Raw genomic sequence first — 17,813 nt, 5'->3', positions numbered from 1 at the left:
GGGCCGGGCACACCTGTGCGGCCCACTACGGAGGGTGGGACGCGGATGCGGGCACGGCGGAGTCTCCTCGCGGGCGGGATGGCCGCGATCACCGCGGCGGCGGTCGGTGTGTTCGCGCTGCCCACCGGAAGCCAGGCGTTCAGCCCGGTCTCCTACGCGGCCGGGCCGCCGGTGCGACTGGTCACCACCACCCTGGACGCCACCGGCAGACCCACGTTCTCGGTGCGCACGGTCACCGGCACGGCGCAGGCCGCCCGGATCGCCGCCACCGCCGCGACCCGGGACGACGTGGTCGCGGTCGAGGTCGACGCCCGGGTCCACGCACTGGACGTGCCGTCGGGCGACGACACCCTCCGCGGTCAGCAGTGGGACCTCGACAAGATCAATGTGCCGGCCGCCTGGAAGTCCGGCACCGGCGACGGCGTGGTGATCGCCGTGATCGACAGCGGCGTCGAAGGCGACCACCCCGACCTGGCCGGACAGGTCCTGCCCGGATACGACGCGATCGCGGACACCGCGGGCGGCGACACCGACGACAACGGGCACGGCACCCACGTGGCCGGCACCATCGCGGCCATCGCCGGCAACGGCGCGGGCATCGCCGGCATCGCCCCGGACGCGCGGATCCTGCCGGTCAAGGTGCTCGACGCCGAAGGCGGCGGCGACGTCTCCGACGAGGCCGAGGGCATCGTCTGGGCGGCCGACAACGGCGCCGACATCATCAACCTGTCACTCGGCGGGGACACCGCCACCGCCGCCGAGAAAGCCGCCGTCGACTACGCCCGCAAGCAGGGCGTCACGGTGATCGCGGCGGCCGGCAACGAACGCGAGGAGGGCAGCCCCCCGTCGTACCCGGCGGCGTACCCCGGAGTGATCGGGGTGGCCGCCACCGACGTCAACGATCACGTGGGGTACTACTCCAACCGGGGCGACTACGTGGACGTGGCCGCGCCCGGCAGCGGCATCCTCAGCACCTGGCCGGGCGGCGAATACCGCAAGGCGAGCGGCACCTCGATGGCGGCGCCGCACGTGGCCGCGGTGGCCGCGCTGCTCAAGGCGTACCAGCCGGAGATCACCCCGGACGAGATCGAGAAGACCCTGGAGAGCACCGCCGTCGACCTGGGCACGGCCGGGTTCGACAAGGACTTCGGCAACGGGCGCGTCGACGCGGCGGCCGCCCTGGAGTCGCTCGGCGGAGACGGAGACGGAGACGGAGACGGGGACGGGGACGAGCGCGTGATCCCCGAGGTCACCACCGAATACTCCGCGCGCACCATCACCTACGGCACGAAGACCCGGACCACCTTCCACGTCACCACCGGATCCGATTTCGAGGATCTGACCGGCCAGAACGTCGAAGCCTGCGTCACCGTCGGGACGAAGACGTCCTGTGGCACCGGGATGACCGACGACGATGGCGAATACACCGTCGCCCACACCGCGACCGGCGCGTTCAAGGTCGTTCTGACCGTCCCCGAGTCGGACACCGTCGAGAAGGCCTCGTCCGGCACCACCTACACGGTCAAGGCCGTGGTCAAGGCCACCAAGTCCGGCAAGGGCGCGATCACGGTCCAGGTGACCGGCGCGACCGGGCAGAAGATGACCCTCCAGCGCCTGGTCAAGGGCAAGTGGACGACCGCGAAGTCCTACTCCGCCACGGCCAGCCGCAAGATCACCGGGCTGGTGGCCGGCGGCAGCTACCGGGTGGTGCTGGCCTCCACCACGGCGGTGGCCGGTGTGACCAGCGGAACGGTCAAGGCCTGAACGTGACAGCGGTGCGGTTTACTCGTACCTCATGAGCATCATCTCGCGGGGCTTCGGCGGGCGGCGGCGTGAACCGTCGCCCGACCTGCCTCCCGGTCAATATCTCGCGCACGACTTCCCGGTGCTGTCCGCCGGGCCGACGCCACGGATCCCCCTCGACCGCTGGCACTTCACCATCGTCACCGAGACCGGCGAGAAGCACACCTGGGACTGGAAACAGTTCACCGCGCTGCCCGCCGAGGACGTCACGGTCGACATCCACTGCGTCACCAAGTGGTCGAAACTCGGCACCGGGTGGAAGGGCGTCGCCCTCGACACCCTCTTCGAGGACGTGGAGACCGCCGCCGACTACGTGATGGCCCACAGCTACGGCGGCTACACCACCAACGTGCCGCTCGACGATCTGCTCGACGGCAAGGCCTGGATCGCCTACGAGTACGACGGTGAGCCCCTGCATCCCGAGCACGGCGGCCCGGCCCGGCTGCTGATCCCGCACCTCTACTTCTGGAAGTCCGCGAAGTGGGTCGACGGGCTGCGGATGATGCACGAGGACGAGCCCGGGTTCTGGGAGGAAGCCGGCTACCACATGTATGGAGACCCGTGGCAAGAGCAGCGGTACCACGGCGACTGACCTGGCAGGCGGCCACCGTCCGGGAGACGCGCGAGGAGACCGGCACCGCCCGGACCCTGGTGCTCGACATCCCGGAGTGGAGCGGCCACCTGCCCGGTCAGCACATCGACGTCCGGCTCACCGCGCCGGACGGATACCAGGCACAGCGCAGCTACTCGATCGCGTCCGCCGTGCATCCCGTCGAGATCTCGGTGCAGCGCCTCGACGACGGTGAGGTGTCGCCCTACCTCACCGAGGTCGTCGAACCCGGCGATCAGATCGAGGTCCGCGGCCCGATCGGCGGCTGGTTCGTCTGGCGCGCCGAGTCGACGGCCCCGGTGACCCTGATCGCCGGCGGCTCCGGGATCGTCCCGCTGATGGCGATGATCCGGGCCCGCGGACGGCAGCTGTTCCGGCTGATCTACGCGGTCCGTACCCCGGCCGACGTGCTGTACGCCGACGAGTTGCGCCGCCGGGCCGTCTCCGATCCCGGGCTGGACGTGCACTTCGTCTACAGCCGGGAGGTGCCGGAGGGCTGGCCGGTCGCGCCGCGACGGATCGACGTCGCGGTGGTCAACACGCACGCCTGGCCGCCGGACTTCGAACCGGACTGCTTCGTCTGCGGCCCGAACACCTTCGTCGAGGTGGTGGCCGACATGCTCGTCGCGCTCGGCCACGACCCGAAGAAGGTCCGCACGGAACGCTTCGGCGGCGCCTGACCCGGGCCGCGCGCAGGCGTTCGTGTGGTGACTTGCGGGGCGCTCCGCCCCGCAAGTCNCACCACACCCACCCCCACCCACCGCGTGCCGCACTGCGGTCCGAAACGCACCGCTACGGGACACACAAGGTCCGAACCCCGACCACGTGCCGCACTGCGGTCCGAAACGCACCGCTACGGGACACACAAGGTCCGAACCCCGACCGCGTGCCGCGCTGCGGTCCGAAACGCACCGCTGTGCGGCACACCAGGCCCCAACCCCGACCGCGTGCCGCGCTGCGGTCCGAAACGCACCGCTGTGCGGCACATCAGGCCCCAACCCCGACCGCGTGCCGCGTTGTGGTGCGGAACGCACCGTTACGCGGCACGCGGGGTTACGTCAGCTCCAGCAGGAGGGCCTGGTCCGGGACCAGCAGCGGGGCCGGCAGGCCGGCCGAGGTGAGAACCCGGCCGGGCAGGGTCACCCCGTCCGCCAGCCACGGAGGCGGGGCGTCCTGCATCACCCGGGGCGGGACACCGATCGGGCGGACCGTGTAGAGCCGGTCCGGGTCCAGCCCCGGGAACCGGATCGGCGGCGGCAGGGCGGCCGCCGGGGTACCGACCGTGACCAGTGCGAACACCGCATGCGAACGGTCCTGAGCGACCACCCCGTGCAACTGCTGGGCCGGGTCGGGAGTGTCCGCGCGGACCACCCGGCCGGTGTGCAGCAGGGGCCGCAGCCGCTTGTGCTCGGCGATCCACGCGGCGATGTCGGCTTTCTCGGCCGGCGACGCCTTCGTCAGGTTCCATTCGATGCCGGCGCTGCCGAACAGGGCGGTGGCCAGGCGGAACCCCAGCGCCGAGGTACGCCCGGTGACGTGCGCGACGCCGTCGCCGAGGTGCCCGCCGAGGAATTCCGGAGGCACCACCACCGACGTCCAGCGCTGGATCGACTGCCGGTCCAGCGGATCGTTGGTGTCCGAGGTCCAGAACCGGTCGACCCGCGGCAGGATACCCAGGTCGATCCGGGCTCCGCCGGAGGCGCAGCTCTCGATCTCCACATGCGGGAAGGCCGTCCGCAGAGCCACCAGCAGCCGGTACAGCGCCCGGGTCTGCCGGTGCGCGTCACCGGGGGTGAGCAGATCCCGGTTGTGATCCCACTTGAGGAATGCGATCGGGTACTCGGTGAGCAGCGCGGTCAGCCGTTCCAGCAGGTAGTCGTGGGCCTTCTCCAGGTCGAGGACCCGCTGGTGACGCCAGGTCGGCCCGGTGCCGCCGCCGAGGATCCAGTCCGGATGCTCGGCGGCCAGCCGGGACTCCGGGCTGATCATCTCCGGTTCGACCCAGAGGCCGAACTCCATGCCCCGCTCCCGGACGTGCGCGATCAGCGGGTGCAGGCCGTCCGGCCACACCGTGCCGTCGACGAACCAGTCGCCGAGGGCCCGCCGGTCGTCACGGCGGCCGGTGAACCAGCCGTCGTCCAGGACGAACCGCTCCACCCCGACCTCGGCCGCGGCGTCGGCGAGTTCCTTGAGGACCGGGAGGTCATGGTCGAAGTAGACCGCCTCCCAGGTGTTCAGCACCACCGGGCGCGGCATCCGCAGCGGGGACATCCGGCGGATCCACGGGTGCAGCCGGTCCGAGACCCCGTCCAGGCCGGTCTCCGAGTAGACCGCGATCAGCCACGGGCTCTCGTAGGTCTCCCCCGGTGCCAGCGTGACCTCACCCGGGGCGAGCAGTTCACCGGCGCCCAGGACGCCGTAGCCGAGGGCCGAGCGCTCGGCCCAGATCCGCTTGTCGCCGCTCCACGCCAGGTGGGCGGCCCACAGCCGGCCGGTGCGGAACGCGAAGCCGGGCTCGCCGGCCACCATCAGGAACGCGTCGTCGTGACCGGGACGGCCGTGCCGGCTCTCCCGGGACCAGACGCCGTGCCGCAGCGGGAGCCGCTGGGGCTGCCGTTCGTGACACCACAGGCCGGTGAAGTCGAGCAGTTCGGCGGCCTCGTCCGGGATCGGGAGCAGCACGTCCAGGCCGGGGACCGCGAGGTCGGCGTCGCCACGGTTGGTCAGCGTGTGCCGAACCCGCAGGACGCCTTCGGAGGACAGTTTCAGCTCGCTGAGGACCTCGGCGGTGGCACTCTCCGACCGTACGGCGATGGAGCGGTTACCTGTCTGATGTTCGGCTAGCCGTAGCTCAGAGGTCTTTGCCAGCGCGGGCCGGCCGCTCCAGCCCTCGGTCAGCGACGGCAGAAGGGACAACCGCAGGGGTACGTCGATCGAGCTCGGCGGCACAGCCGGAACCATGGCGTCGGCCCAGGCCTCGACGTCGACATCGCCCAGATCGGCGCCCCAGTGCAGGATCGACGGCGCGACGCCGCGGGCGTCCAGCACAAGGCTGGTGCCCGCGGCGCGCAGGTGGAACACGGTCACTCGGCGACCGGGATGGCCTGAGACTTCAGCGTCTCGATGGTCTTGCCCTGGGCGGTCTTGAGCGCGTCGGACAGCGTGCCGGTGCCCGAGACGACGCCCTTGAAGCCGTCGGACGCGGATGCGTACGTGTCAGTCATCGTCGGTCCCCAGACGAAGTCGGCGGCGACCTGGGTGGACGCGGTCGCGAACACCTCGTAGATCTTCTGGCCGCCGTAGAACTCTACGCCTTCGGTGAGCGCCGGGAGGGTGGCTCCGGACTTCGTGGCCGGGTAGAGCTGGGCCTCCTTGTTGAGGGCGGTCAGCGCCTCCTGGTCGGTGTTCAGCCAGAGAGCGAACTTCGCGGCCTCGTACGGGTGCTTCGAGGTCTTGAAGACGGCGGTCGAGGAGCCGCCCCAGTTACCGGCCGAGGTGCCACCGGCGGTCCACTGCGGCATCGGGGCGACCGCCCACTTGCCGGAGGTGTCCGGCGCGCCGGAGATGATCGAGTTGGCGCCCCACACGGCGGAGACCCAGGTCCAGGCGTTGCCCTTGTTGTACGCGTTGTCCCACTCGGTGGTCCACGGCGGCACGCTGGAGACCAGCTTCTTGCTGATCAGGTCCTGCCAGTAGTTCGCGACCTTGGTGGTGCCCTCGTCGCCGAAGTTCACCGTCCACTTGTCGCCGTCGTTGGCGAACCAGCGGCCGCCGGCCTGCCAGGCGAGCCCGGCGAACTGGTTGATGTCGCTCTGCGAGAAGTTGGTGATGTAGCCACCGGCGGCCTTCACCTTCTCGGCCGCGGCGGCGTACTCCTCCCACGTGGTGGGGATGGCGATGCCGTTCTTCTCGAACAGGTCCTTGCGGTAGAACATCGCCATCGGGCCGGAGTCCTGCGGGATGCCGTAGACCGAGTTCTGCTCGCCGAAGGTGACCTGGCCCCAGGTCCAGTCGACGAACTGGTCCTTGGCGGCGGTGACCTCGGTGCACTCGGCCAGGTTGGTCAGGCCGTCCTGGACCCGGAAGCTGGGCAGCGCGTCGTATTCGATGTGGCCCAGGTCGGGGGCGTTGCCGGCCTTCAGCTGGTTGAAGAAGTTGGCGTAGGTGCCGCCGTTGCCGTTCGGGCCGGTCTGCACCTTGACCTGGATGTTCGGGTTCTTGTCGTTCCAGAGCTTGACCACGTTCTCGATCCCGGGGATCCAGGTGGTGTAGGTCAGCTCGACCGGGCCGGACGACGGGGCGCAGCTGGCCGCGCCGGTCCCCTCGCCGGTGGCGGTGTCGTCGCCGCCGGAGGAGCAGGCTCCGAGGGCGAGTGCCGAGGTCAGCAGAATGCCGAGTGATCGCATGGGTGGACGCACGATGATCCTCACATTTTTCGGAAGGGAATTACTTGATGGCGCCGGAGCCGAGGCCGTTGCGCCAGAAGCGCTGCAGAAGCAGGAAGGCGATCACCAGCGGGACGATCGAGACGAGAGCGCCGGTGAGCACGAACATCCGCAGCTCGGGGATCTGGTTCACCTGGGTGTTCCAGGAGTAGAGGCCGAGGGTGACCGGGAACAGCCGCTCGTTGCCGAGCATGATCAGCGGCAGCAGGAAGTTGTTCCAGACGGCCACGAAGTGGAACAGGAAGATCGTCACCAGGGCCGGGAACATCAGCTTGGCGGAGATCGTGAAGAACGTGCGGACCTCGCCGGAGCCGTCCAGGCGGGAGGCTTCGAGAAGCTCGTCCGGGACGCTCGCGGTGGCGTAGATCCGGGCCAGGTAGACGCCGAACGGGTTCACCAGGCTGGGCAGGAAGACCGACCAGAAGGTGTTCGTCGCGTTGAACTGGCTGAAGATCAGGAACAACGGTAGGGCCAGTGCCGTGGCCGGCACAAGTACCCCGGACAGAACGATGTTGAAGATCGCGTCCCGGCCCGGGAAACGGTACTTGGCCAGGGCGTATCCACACATCGCGGCCAGCACCGTGCCGATCAGCGCGGCGCCGCCGGTGTACAGGACGCTGTTCAGCATCCAGCGCAGGAAGACCCCGTCCCGGTACGCGAACAGCTCGCTCAGGTTGTCGCCCAGCGCGAAGTCGGCGAACCAGAGCGGGTCGGTGTTGTTGAACTGGCTGCGGCTCTTGGACGCGGCCACCACCAGCCACCAGATCGGCACCAGGAAGTAGAGGGTGGCGGCGCCCATGACCAGCATGGGGCCGATGCGGTTGACGTTCTTCACTTGTCGCCTCCCCGCTGGGTGAGCTTGAGGAAGCCGAACGACAGCAGGCAGGTGGCCAGGGCCAGCACCACCGAGAACGCCGCCGCCAGGTTGAAGTTCGGGATCGCCGACGTCGAGTAGACCGTCAGGTTCGGCGTGTACGTGCTGGTCACCGCGGAACTGAAGGTACGGAACACGGCCGGCTCGGCGAGCAGCTGCAGGGTGCCGATGATCGAGAAGACGGTGGTCAGGATGATCGCCGGCATGACCAGCGGGATCTTGATGGAGAGCGCGGTCCGGATCGCTCCGGCGCCGTCCATCCGGGCCGCCTCGTACACCTCCTGCGGGATGGCCAGCAGCGAGGAGTAGATGATCAGCATGTTGTAGCCGACGTAGACCCAGGTCACCACGTTCGCCATGGCCCACAGCACGAAGTCGGCGGAGAGCATGTCGACGGCGCTGGTCACCGCGGTGAACGGGGACAGGTTCGGCGAGTACAGGAAGCCCCACATGATGGCGGCGACCACACCCGGGACGGCGTACGGCACGAAGAACGCGAGCCGGAAGAACCGCCGCCCCTTCACCAGGCCGGAGTCCAGCAGCAGCGCCAGGAACAGCGCGATGCCGAGCATGACCGGCACCTGGACGACGCCGAACAGCAGCACCCGGCCGATCGAGTCCCAGAACGGGCCGTCGGAGAAGACCCGCACGTACTGGTCCAGCCCGCCGAACACCTCCTGGGCCTTGCCGAAGGTGCCCTGGCGCTCGACCTTGTACAGCGACTGCTTGATCGCGTACCCGATCGGGGCCAGATAGAAGGCCGCGAACAGCAGGCCGAACGGCGCGATGAAGAAGAGTAGAGCGCCCTTCTTCCCCTTCACGATGCCTCCTCCCGGACGACTGCGACACCGCCGCCCTCGACGCGCAGCACTCCGGTCACCGGCTGATCGGTGACCAGGTCGTGCCCGGCCGCGGGCAGTTCGACGGGGTCGGGACTGTGGTTGATGACGAAGAGGTAGCCACGGTCGCCGTTCTTCCGGCGTACCACCTCGAGTTGGTCGTTCTTCTCGCCGGTGGCCCCGGCGGCCTCTTTGAGCAAATCAGACATGTCTGTTTTTGTCGCGACGTACCAAGCGGTTCCCTTGCCGTACGCGTTCCGGGTGATCGCCGGAAGCCCGGTCATCGGGCCGTTCTCGTAGGTGGCGAGCGCGGTGGCGGTGGTGGTGCGCAGCCGCTCGGTCCACAGCGTGCCGGTGGTGCCGTCGCTGAGATCGACCTCGGCGCCGGGCAGCAACGGCCCGAACTCCTCGGCCACCACCCCCAGCACGTCCCGGAACGCGCCCGGGTAACCGCCCAGCCGGATCCGGTCCCGCTCGTCGACGATCCCGCTGAAGAAGGTGACCAGCAGTTTCCCGCCGGCCGCCACGTAGTCGGTGATCGCCTGGGCGTCGGCGTCCGAGATCATGTAGAGACCCGGCACCACGACCAGCTTGTACTTGGTGAGATCGGTGCCCGGCGCGATCACGTCCACGGTCACGCCGTTCGCGCGCAGCGCCCGGTGACTCGCGTGCACCTGGTCCAGGTAGGTGACCGCCTGCGACGGACGGGCCTCCCCCTCGGCCGACCACCACGACTCCCAGCTGAACAGCAGGGCGACGTCCGACTCCACCTCGGAGCCGGCCACCTCGCCGATCCGGCCCAGCGTCTCGGACAGCTTCAGCACCTCACGCCAGGCCACCGTGTCGGTGCCGGCGTGCGGCAGCATCGCCGAGTGGAACTTCTCGGCGCCCTGGGCCGAGGCCCGCCACTGGAAGAAGCAGATCGAGTCGGCGCCGCGGGCCACGTGGGTCAGCGAGTTACGGATCATCTCGCCCGGCGCCTTGGTCAGGTTGTGCGGCTGCCAGTTGACCGCGCCGGCCGCCTGCTCCATCAGCATCCACGGGCGGCCACCGGCCAGCCCGCGGGTCAGGTCGGCGGCGAACGACAGCTCGGGGACCGGCTCACCCAGACGGTGGTCCAGGTAGTGGTCGTTGGCCACCACGTCCATCTCCGGCGCCCAGGACCAGTAGTCCAGGTTGCGGATGTGCGCGGTGACCATGAAGTTGGTGGTGACCGGCACCGTCGAGTGCGCGCGCAGGATCGCCGTCTCGGCCCGGTAGTAGTCCAGCAGGTTCTCCGAGCTGAACCGCTGGAAGTCGACCAGCTGGGCCGGGTTGCGCAGCGACAGCGCGAGCCGTGGCGGCTGGATCTCCGCCCAGGCGCCGTACCGCTGGCTCCAGAACGACGTGCCCCACGCCTCGTTCAGCGTCTCGATCTTGCCGTACCGGCCGCGCAGCCAGGTGCGGAACCCCTCGGCGCTGGTCTCGCAGTAGCACAGGGCGTTGTGGCAGCCCAGCTCGTTGGAGACGTGCCAGAGGGCGATCGCCGGGTGCTCGCCGTAGCGGCGGGCGACCCGCTCGACCAGATCCAGCGCACGCTTGCGGAAGACCGGCGAGCTGGGGCACCAGGCCTGCCGCCCACCCGGGAACCGGACCGTGCCGTCGGCCGCGACCGGCAGCACCTCCGGGTGCTGGGTGGTCAGCCAGGGCGGCGGCGACGAGGTGCCGGTACCCAGGTTGATCTTGATGCCGTTCGCGTGCATCAACTCGATGACCTCGTCCAGGTCGTCGAACCGGTACTCGCCGGGGCTCGGCTCCAGGTTGGACCAGCCGAAGATGTTGACGGCCACCAGGCCCACCCCGGCCTGTCGCATGAGCGCGGCGTCCTCACGCCAGACGTCAGGCGACCACTGCTCCGGGTTGTAGTCGCATCCCAGACTGACGCCGGGAAGCGGCATACGGACGGTTTTCATAGAACTCCTGGATGTGTGCACGTGCACACATTTCTGTGAGCCTAAACGGCGGTTACGGGTGTGTGAACGTGCACACAGTAGGACTGGCCTGCGACGAGGTCAATAGCGGGAGGGTTACTGTTAGCTCATGTCCCGGCCACAGCCCCAAAAAAGAGCCACGGTGCACGACATCGCGGCCGCGGCCGGCATGTCCCGGGGCACCGTCAGCCGGGTCATCAACGGCGGCTACGTCTCGGCCGAGGCCCGCGCCGCCATCGAAGCGGCGATGACCGATCTGGGCTATGTGCCCAACAATGCCGCCCGCGCCCTCAAGATGCGCAGGTCACAGGCGGTCGCGTTCGTCGCGCACGAGCCACACTCGCTCTTTCTCGACGACCCCAACATCGGCTCGATCATGCTGGGCGCCAACGCCGCCCTGTCCCTGGCCGACCATCAGATGGTCAGCCTGGTCGTCGAGTCGGCCCGCGACACCGAGCGTGTCGCCCGCTACCTGAGCGGCGGCTTCGTCGACGGCGCCATCGTCGTCTCGGCCAGAACAAAAGACCCGATCATCAAGGTCATCAGCGATCTCTCGCTGCCCGCGGCGTTCGTCGGCCACCCGCCCGACCTCGACCAGAACATCCCCTTCGTCGGGATAGACAACGTCGGCTCGGCCCAGGCCATCACCGCGCACCTGGTGAGCACCGGCCGCCGCCGGATCGGCATGATCGCCGCCGCCCTGGACCGCGACTCCGGCATCGACCGGCTGACCGGCTTCCGCACCGCCCTCGGCTCCCTCTTCGACGAAACCCTGGTCGCCGACGTCCCGCACTACGACTACGGCTCCGGCGTCAAGGGCATGCGCGACCTGCTCGCACGCGACCCGTCCCTGGACGGCGTCTTCGCCGCCTCGGACGCGATCGCGGCCGGAGCGCTGGAGGCGTTGCGCGAGGCCGGCCGCAGCGTCCCCGGCGACGTGGGCCTGGTCGGCTTCGACGACAGCACATGGGCGGTCCGCTGCCAGCCCCAGCTCACCACGGTTCACCAGCCGGCCAAGGAGTTGGGCTCGTGCGCCGCCCAGGTGGTGCTACGCCAGCTGAACGGCGAACACCCGGAAACCACCGGCCAACTCCTCCCCACCCCCTTGGTCCTCCGCGACTCCGCCTGACGCCAGCCGCCAGCCGCCAGCCACGGACACCGGCCCGGCCGGCGCACACGTTCGCGGCTCGTTTGCGCTGGTCAGACCGAGCACACCGACGCGGGAACACGACCGGAGGACCGTGACGCCCCACCGGGCCCAAGGCGTCCGTGCCCGCGCACAAACCGGCCCCGGTGTGCCCGCACCGGGACGGAGCCGTGCCACCCGGCCGAGGACCTGCGCAATACCCGGCCCTCCACCAAGAAGACTCTTCTTTCCGGTGGTCTCGACTTTCGCCGTTTTGCAGGCGGCGACCATACAGGGCAGGGCGACTTTCGAAGAGAATCTCGCATGAGCCTCAAGATCCTCGATACAGACACCACCGCAAGGCTTGACCTGGGCTGACGCTGGGAACCCTGCTACGTACATCTTCTGCAAAATGGCGAAAGTCGAGGGGGTAAATCTCCTAAAAATGGGCGGATCACCCACGCAAAGTTTGACCGGAAGCGATCAGGCGACCAAGAACAAGAACCAAAACGGTGGCAGGTCCTCCAAGATCCATCACAATCCGCGAGGGGAGGGCAGCCTCGCGGGACACTTAGGGCAAATCGAGCAGCGGCCGAGAAGAAGGCTCAAAAGATTCCCGCTCTCAGCCGCCTGATCACTTGCCCCCCCCGCAGAGGCGATGCGCCCAGTTGCGATCTTGGGGGATTTACCCCCGGAAGGAGTCCGCTTCTCGGCTGCCTAATCACTTGCGGTCAATCCCTCGCACAGGCGACCCGCTCAGCAGAAATCTTGGTGGATTCACCACCGTTTCGAGCCTTCCTCTGGGCTAGTGGCTCGTCCGCAGTCAATTCCCCGCGCGAGTGTCCGCTTTCCGGCCCCACTCTGGCCGATCTTGGATGATTTTCCACCGAATAAGGTGGTAAATCCGCCAAGATCCCGGCGGGACGGTTTGCCCACGCGAGGGATTGACCGCAAGTGATCAGATAGCCGAGAACAAGACTCTTTCCGGGGGTAAATCCACCAAGATCGGCCGGGCCGGAGCTGGAAGGCGGACACTCGCACGATGAATTGACCGCGAGCAGGCCAGCAGCCGAGAAGAAGGCTCTATCCGGTGGAAAATCCGCCAAGATCAACCAAGACGGGACCGGAAGGGCGGACACTCGCGCGAGAAATTGACAGCGGACGGGCCGGTAGCCCAGAGGAAGACTCGGAAACGGTGGCAAATCCCCCAAGATCGCCGATGTTAGAAGCACAAGGCCGATGTTATTAGAAGCACAAGGTGGACTCGCGCGGGAATCGACGACGAGCGGCCCAGCCGCCGGGGAGAAGGCTCAAAAAGGTGGCAAATCTTCCAAGATATCAGCTGAATGGGTCGTCCGCGTGAGGGATGGGCCGCTAGCGATCCGGGAGAGTCGAGGAAATGGCTCGCCCGGGTGGGTAAATACGCCAAAGTCCGACAGAATGCGGTCGCCCTTACGCGGAGAATCGCCCGAGAACGGATCGGCGATGAAAGAACAAGACTCCCGCCGGTGGAGAAGTGCCGGTGGAGAAGCGTCGGCGGAGAAGTGCCGGCGGAGAAGTGCCGGTGGAGAAGCGACCAAGATCTGTGAGGGTTCATCGGTCGTTCTCGCGGAGGGATCGACCCGTGTCGGCATGAGCCCGCATGAGACGCGAAGGGGACATGACCGCGATGAAAGCCTCCGCGGGAGCCGGCGTCACCGGTGGCACACGGTGTTCGCCGTCGCTGCGGGTGCCGGCTTGCTGGGAGCGGTCGCACGTTCAGAGCGATCTGCCTGGTCAAGCCGACCACGACAAGCGTTACTGACCAGAGGTCACTGATCGATCGTCAGGGTGAACTCGACCAGGCGGCTCCGCAGCCAGTCCTCCAGGCGGGCCGGCTGGACGATGGTGCCCGGATTGCTGGGCTGGTTGAGGTCGGCGACGATCTCGGTGAGCACCGCACGGCGCTCGGCCTGATCGACGACCGGGCGCGCGCGGGCCGCCAGGTCCGCACGGACGCCGTCTTTGAGATGCACGGTGAAATCCGGGTCGGCGCTGAGGTTCGCGAACCAGCTCGGCGACGGCAGCAGCCCGCTGCACAGGTAGAACCGGCCGCGCACCCGATAGAAGAAGATCTCGATCCGCCGGTGCCGCCCGGTCCGCCGGCCGATCGTGGTGATGTCGATGATCCGGGCCCGGGTGGGTGAGGCCGGTGTCAGCTCTAGGGCGCGCCGGATCGCGGGCGCCACCGGGTCCGCGGCCATCTCAGGCCACCCCCGCGAGACCGGCCCGCGGGGCCTGGAGTGGTGGGAGCGCCGGCCCCAGGAGCAGCCCGCCGTCGACGACCAGCTCGGTCCCGGTGAGGAAGGCCGCCTCCGGGGAGGTCAGATAGAGCAGGGCCGCGGTGATCTCGGCCGGTCGGGCCATCCGCGGCACCGCGAACGGTGTCGGGTCGTAGAAGTCCGAGATCGGCCGCCCGCCGGGCTCCGCGGGCTCGGTGATCAGCTTGGTCTCGACCACGCCAGGATGCAGGGCGTTGACGCGGATGTTGTCGCGGCCCAGCTCCAGGGCGGCACTGCCGGTGAGGCCGCGGATCGCCCACTTGCCGGCGACATAGGGCGCGTAGCAGGCCGTCGCGCCATATCCCATGGTGGAACCCACGTTGACGATCACGCCGCCGCCGGAGCGGCGCATCGCTGGCGTGACCGCCCGGATGCCGAGGAACTGGCCGGTCACGTTGACGGCGAAGGTCCGCTCCCACACCCGTGGATCGGTGTCCTCGACGGTGGCCGCCGGGTTCTGCACACCGGCGTTGTTGACCAGGATCGCCGGGCCGCCGAACCGCTCGGCGGTCACGCTGACGGCGGCCGCCCAGTCCCGCTCGCTCGTCACGTCGAGCCGGACGGCCAGCGCGCGCTCCCCCAGCTCGTCGGCGAGCCGGTGAGCCGTCTCCAGGCGGCCCGGCGTGCTGCCGATGACGACCTGGGCGCCCTCGGCGTGGTAACCCCGCACATGGCTCTCGCCCATGCCGCCGGTGGCACCGGTGATCAGGACGGTCTGTCCGCTGAATCGCATGTCACACTCCTGCCCTATGGTGAGCTGACCGGCTCACCTCGCCATGGAAGACTAGGCCGGGTGCGAGAGGTGAGTCAAGTGACTCATAATGAGTCGATGAGCACCCAGCCGTCCGCGTACCACCGCCGCGTCGCCGAGGAGAAACGCACCGCCATCCTGCGGGCGGCGACCACCCTCTTCCTGGCGTCCGGCTACGACGGCATCTCCCTGGCCCGGATCGCGGAGAGCGCCGGCGTCTCGAAGGCCACCCTGTTCAAGCAGTTCCCGACGAAGGCGGCCCTGTTCGACGCGATCGTCACCGAGTCGTGGCATCTGGGTGACGAGGACGAGCCGCAGCCCGCGCCGGACGACGTGCGCGCCGGCCTGACCACCATGGGCGAGCGCTACGTGGCGCTGTTGACCCGCCCCGGGATGACCGCCCTGTTCCGGATCGTGATCGCCGAGCTGCCCCGGTTCCCGGAGCTGGGTGAGGCCCAGTTCAGCCGGGGCAAGCTGCCGTACTTCGAGTCGGTCCGCCGCTACCTGGCCGCCGCCGACGCCGCGGGTTCCGCCCGGGTGCCGGACACCGAGCTGGCCGCCACCCAGTTCCTCGGCATGATCTCCAACTTCGTCTTCTGGCCGAACCTGCTGCTCATCGACTGGGCCCCGGCGCCGGAGGCGATCGACCACGCGGTGGAGGAGGCGGTGGCCACGATGGTCGCCCGCTACGCGGTCTGAAGGGCCCGCAGCCAGTCCGCCACCGGCCCGAGCGTGACGAGGCCACTGCCGGCCGCGATCTCGCCCGCGGCGGGGCGCAGTTCCTCGTACACCCGGGCCATCGTCTCCCGGTCACCGACCGCGATCGCCGCCTTGGCGACCAGGCAGGCACGCACCTCACGCAGCAGGTCGTGCGGTGACTCCGGAACCGCCCGGAGCGCCGCGGCGGCCTCACCGGGACGTCCCTGGGCGAGCCGGATCAGCGGCCGGGCCCACGGCTCGTGCGGACCCCAGTCGACCTGATCAGCGGCCTGACCGAGGGTCAGCTCGGCCAGCGGCAGGAGCCCACGCTCCATCGCCACGATGCCACGGCCCCGGAGCAGAAGATCCGCTTTCCGGTACGCCTCCCCAGCCTCCTCGCCCCGGCCGGTCAGGACCAGGCGCACCGCCGCGTACCAGGCGGTGAAGGCTTCGGCGACCGGCAGGTCGTAGCGGTCGGCCAGCCGATCGACGGCCTCGGCCGCGGCGTCGGCGCCGGGCAGGTCACCGAGCGCGCACCGGGCCTGCAGCAGGATCAGGTGCCCGAGCACCTCGAAGGTGGCCAGCTCGTGCCGGGCCGCGAGGTCGACGAGTTCGGCGCCGATCACGGCCCGCTCGGCGGCCAGCCCGCAACGCGCGAAGGTGTGCATGAACCGGGCGTTCAGCGCGAACGCCAGCGCCGACGGGTCGCCGGACGCCCGGGCCAGCGCCTCCGCCTCGCGGGCCACGGTGTCACCCCGCCGGCCGGTGGTGCCGCGCAGTTCCAGGGCCAGGGTGCTGAGCAGGCGGCTGCGGATCACCGGCTGGTCCGGGGACAGGCCGGTCAGGGCCCGTTCGGCGGCGGTCACGATCCGGGCGGAGAGGTCCTCGTCGTCGTTGCCGGGCCAGATCGCCGGCACCCCGAAGCCGGCGAGCTGGGCCGCGGTCAGCGCCGGATCGCCGACCACCTCGGCGCGCAGGGCACGGGCCTCGTCCAGACGGCCGATCAGCGCGAGCGCCCGGGCCAGCCCCATGATCACCGTCGACCGGTCCGGGGCGGCCGGGTCCGCGGAGGTCAGGGCCTGTCGCCAGAACCGGGCCGCCTCGTGCGGGTGGGACCGGGACTCGGCCCGCTCGGCGGCGGCGCGGGCGTACCGGGTGGCCGGGCCGAGGAGCCGGGCACGATCGAAGTGATGGGCCAGTTCGGTCACGGCGGTGGGCCGATGAGTCTCGATCACGGCCCCGGCCAGGGCGTGCCAGCGGGATCGGCGCGGGCCGGAGATCTCGGCGTACAGGGCGTCCCGGACCAGGATGTGCCCGAACCGCAGCCGGTCACCGTCCTCGATCAGGAACCCGGCCCGCAGACCGTCGTCGAGGGCGTCCAGCACGACGGCCTCGGCAGACCCCGAAGAACCGGCGAGCCCGATCAGCTCGTCCGGGCGGATCTCCCGGCCGAGGACGGCGGCCTGCCGCAACACCGTCCGGGCGGCCGCGGGCAGGCGGTCCAGACGGTGCCGGAGCACATCGCGTACGCCGGTCGGCACGGTGTCCAGCCCGGCCCGCCCCTCGGCGGCCAGCACCCGGGCGAGTTCGCGGGCGAAGAACGGGTTGCCGCCACTGCGCCGGTGCAGCACCCGTACCGTCTCGACGTCCGGCTCGGCCCCGGTGACCAGCGCGGCCAACCGCCCGGTCGACGTCTCGGACAGGCCTCCGAGTGGGATCCGGACGGGTTCGGCACGGGCCAGCCGGGCCAGCGCCGCGGTCAGGCCGACGGTGCTCTCGGACGCCCGGTGGGTGCCCACGATCAGCACCGGCCCACTGATCGTTTCCGGACCGCTGAACAGGGCGGACAGCACGTCCAAGGCGCCCGCGTCCATGTTCTGGAGATCGTCGAGGATCAACACCACCGGGGTACGCCCGGACACCTCGCCCACCATCGACAGCACCGCCCGGTAGAGCCCGAACCCGGGCCCGGTGGCGCCGAGCTCCCGGCCCAGACCGGTGGCGATCTGGTTCCACGGCCAGGCGTCCGGGGCGCCGTCGTGCTCCGGGCCCACTCCCCACGCGGCGGTCCAGCCGTCCACGGCCAGCCGGGTGGCCAGTGCTTCGGCGAGGGCGGTCTTGCCGGAGCCGGGATCACCGGAGAGCAGCACGAGCCGGGGCCGGCGCTCCCGTGCCACCGTCGCGGCCAGCTCACCGAGCCGCCGCAGCTCACCGTCGCGCCCGACGAACGGCCGCGCGGCGAGAACGGACAAAGCCGGAGAAAGGTGGGAGGCGGGGGAAAGGTGGGAGGCGGGGGAAAGGTCGGAGGCGGGGGAAAGGTCGGAGGCGGGGGAAAGGTCGGAGGCGGGGGAAAGGTCGGAGGCGGGGGAAAGGTC

At 69.7% G+C, this 17,813-nt stretch carries 13 protein-coding genes; 5 read left to right on the top strand and 8 right to left on the bottom strand.

The window, feature by feature from the left end; genetic code table 11:
- The first annotated feature begins 45 nt into the window (after positions 1 to 45).
- Genes ACQ0O7_RS01975 through ACQ0O7_RS01965 form a run of 3 tightly spaced genes read left to right on the top strand, consistent with a single transcriptional unit; the run spans position 46 to position 3,093 of the window.
- A complete protein-coding gene (locus tag ACQ0O7_RS01975) occupies positions 46 to 1,764 on the top strand; it encodes a S8 family serine peptidase (RefSeq protein ID WP_430779982.1) in 1,719 nt (572 codons plus the stop codon).
- 31 nt (positions 1,765 to 1,795) lie between these two features.
- Positions 1,796 to 2,395, top strand: coding sequence for a sulfite oxidase-like oxidoreductase (locus ACQ0O7_RS01970; RefSeq protein WP_430779981.1), 600 nt, complete (start codon positions 1,796 to 1,798; stop codon positions 2,393 to 2,395).
- Positions 2,365 to 3,093, top strand: coding sequence for a ferredoxin reductase (locus tag ACQ0O7_RS01965; protein ID WP_430779980.1), 729 nt, complete (start codon positions 2,365 to 2,367; stop codon positions 3,091 to 3,093). The genes ACQ0O7_RS01970 and ACQ0O7_RS01965 overlap by 31 nt, the downstream gene beginning before the upstream one ends.
- 373 nt (positions 3,094 to 3,466) lie before the next feature.
- Here ACQ0O7_RS01965 and ACQ0O7_RS01960 read toward each other — a convergent pair whose 3' ends face one another.
- Genes ACQ0O7_RS01960 through ACQ0O7_RS01940 form a run of 5 tightly spaced genes read right to left on the bottom strand, consistent with a single transcriptional unit; the run spans position 3,467 to position 10,523 of the window.
- Positions 3,467 to 5,500: an alpha-galactosidase gene (locus tag ACQ0O7_RS01960; RefSeq protein WP_430779979.1), complete on the bottom strand. Its 2,034-nt coding sequence runs from the start codon at positions 5,498 to 5,500 to the stop codon at positions 3,467 to 3,469.
- A complete protein-coding gene (locus ACQ0O7_RS01955) occupies positions 5,497 to 6,819 on the bottom strand; it encodes an ABC transporter substrate-binding protein (protein WP_430779978.1) in 1,323 nt (440 codons plus the stop codon). Before ACQ0O7_RS01955 ends, ACQ0O7_RS01960 begins: the two co-directional genes overlap by 4 nt.
- Before the next feature lie 40 nt (positions 6,820 to 6,859).
- Positions 6,860 to 7,693, bottom strand: a complete 834-nt coding sequence (locus tag ACQ0O7_RS01950; RefSeq protein WP_430779977.1) for a carbohydrate ABC transporter permease — start codon at positions 7,691 to 7,693, stop codon at positions 6,860 to 6,862.
- Complete coding sequence (locus ACQ0O7_RS01945; RefSeq protein ID WP_430779976.1) at positions 7,690 to 8,553, bottom strand: carbohydrate ABC transporter permease; 864 nt, start codon at positions 8,551 to 8,553, stop codon at positions 7,690 to 7,692. Before ACQ0O7_RS01945 ends, ACQ0O7_RS01950 begins: the two co-directional genes overlap by 4 nt.
- On the bottom strand, positions 8,550 to 10,523 hold the full coding sequence (locus ACQ0O7_RS01940; protein WP_430779975.1) for a beta-galactosidase: 1,974 nt from the start codon (positions 10,521 to 10,523) through the stop codon (positions 8,550 to 8,552). Before ACQ0O7_RS01940 ends, ACQ0O7_RS01945 begins: the two co-directional genes overlap by 4 nt.
- A gap of 160 nt (positions 10,524 to 10,683) precedes the next feature.
- Here ACQ0O7_RS01940 and ACQ0O7_RS01935 point away from each other — a divergent pair, with 160 nt between their 5' ends.
- A complete protein-coding gene (locus tag ACQ0O7_RS01935; RefSeq protein WP_430779974.1) occupies positions 10,684 to 11,670 on the top strand; it encodes a LacI family DNA-binding transcriptional regulator in 987 nt (328 codons plus the stop codon).
- 1,808 nt (positions 11,671 to 13,478) lie between these two features.
- Here the strand turns inward: ACQ0O7_RS01935 and ACQ0O7_RS01930 are convergent.
- Both ACQ0O7_RS01930 and ACQ0O7_RS01925 read right to left on the bottom strand, forming a co-directional pair.
- Positions 13,479 to 13,910: a nitroreductase/quinone reductase family protein gene (locus ACQ0O7_RS01930; protein WP_430779973.1), complete on the bottom strand. Its 432-nt coding sequence runs from the start codon at positions 13,908 to 13,910 to the stop codon at positions 13,479 to 13,481.
- Between the two features lies 1 nt (position 13,911).
- On the bottom strand, positions 13,912 to 14,721 hold the full coding sequence (locus tag ACQ0O7_RS01925; protein WP_430779972.1) for an SDR family NAD(P)-dependent oxidoreductase: 810 nt from the start codon (positions 14,719 to 14,721) through the stop codon (positions 13,912 to 13,914).
- 96 nt (positions 14,722 to 14,817) lie between these two features.
- On the opposite strand from ACQ0O7_RS01925, the gene ACQ0O7_RS01920 reads away from it, so the two are divergent.
- Positions 14,818 to 15,438 (top strand): TetR/AcrR family transcriptional regulator, encoded by a 621-nt coding sequence (locus ACQ0O7_RS01920; protein WP_430779971.1) that lies wholly within the window; start codon positions 14,818 to 14,820, stop codon positions 15,436 to 15,438.
- Here the strand turns inward: ACQ0O7_RS01920 and ACQ0O7_RS01915 are convergent.
- A complete protein-coding gene (locus ACQ0O7_RS01915) occupies positions 15,426 to 17,690 on the bottom strand; it encodes an ATP-binding protein (RefSeq protein WP_430779970.1) in 2,265 nt (754 codons plus the stop codon). The two genes, ACQ0O7_RS01920 and ACQ0O7_RS01915, sit on opposite strands and share 13 nt — an antisense overlap.
- Positions 17,691 to 17,813: the final 123 nt, after the last annotated feature.

This window comes from Actinoplanes sp. G11-F43, assembly GCF_050589265.1.
Taxonomy (GTDB): Bacteria; Actinomycetota; Actinomycetes; order Mycobacteriales; family Micromonosporaceae; genus Actinoplanes.
Note: the sequence above shows the minus strand (reverse complement) of the source record. Positions and strands in the feature narration are given on the sequence as shown.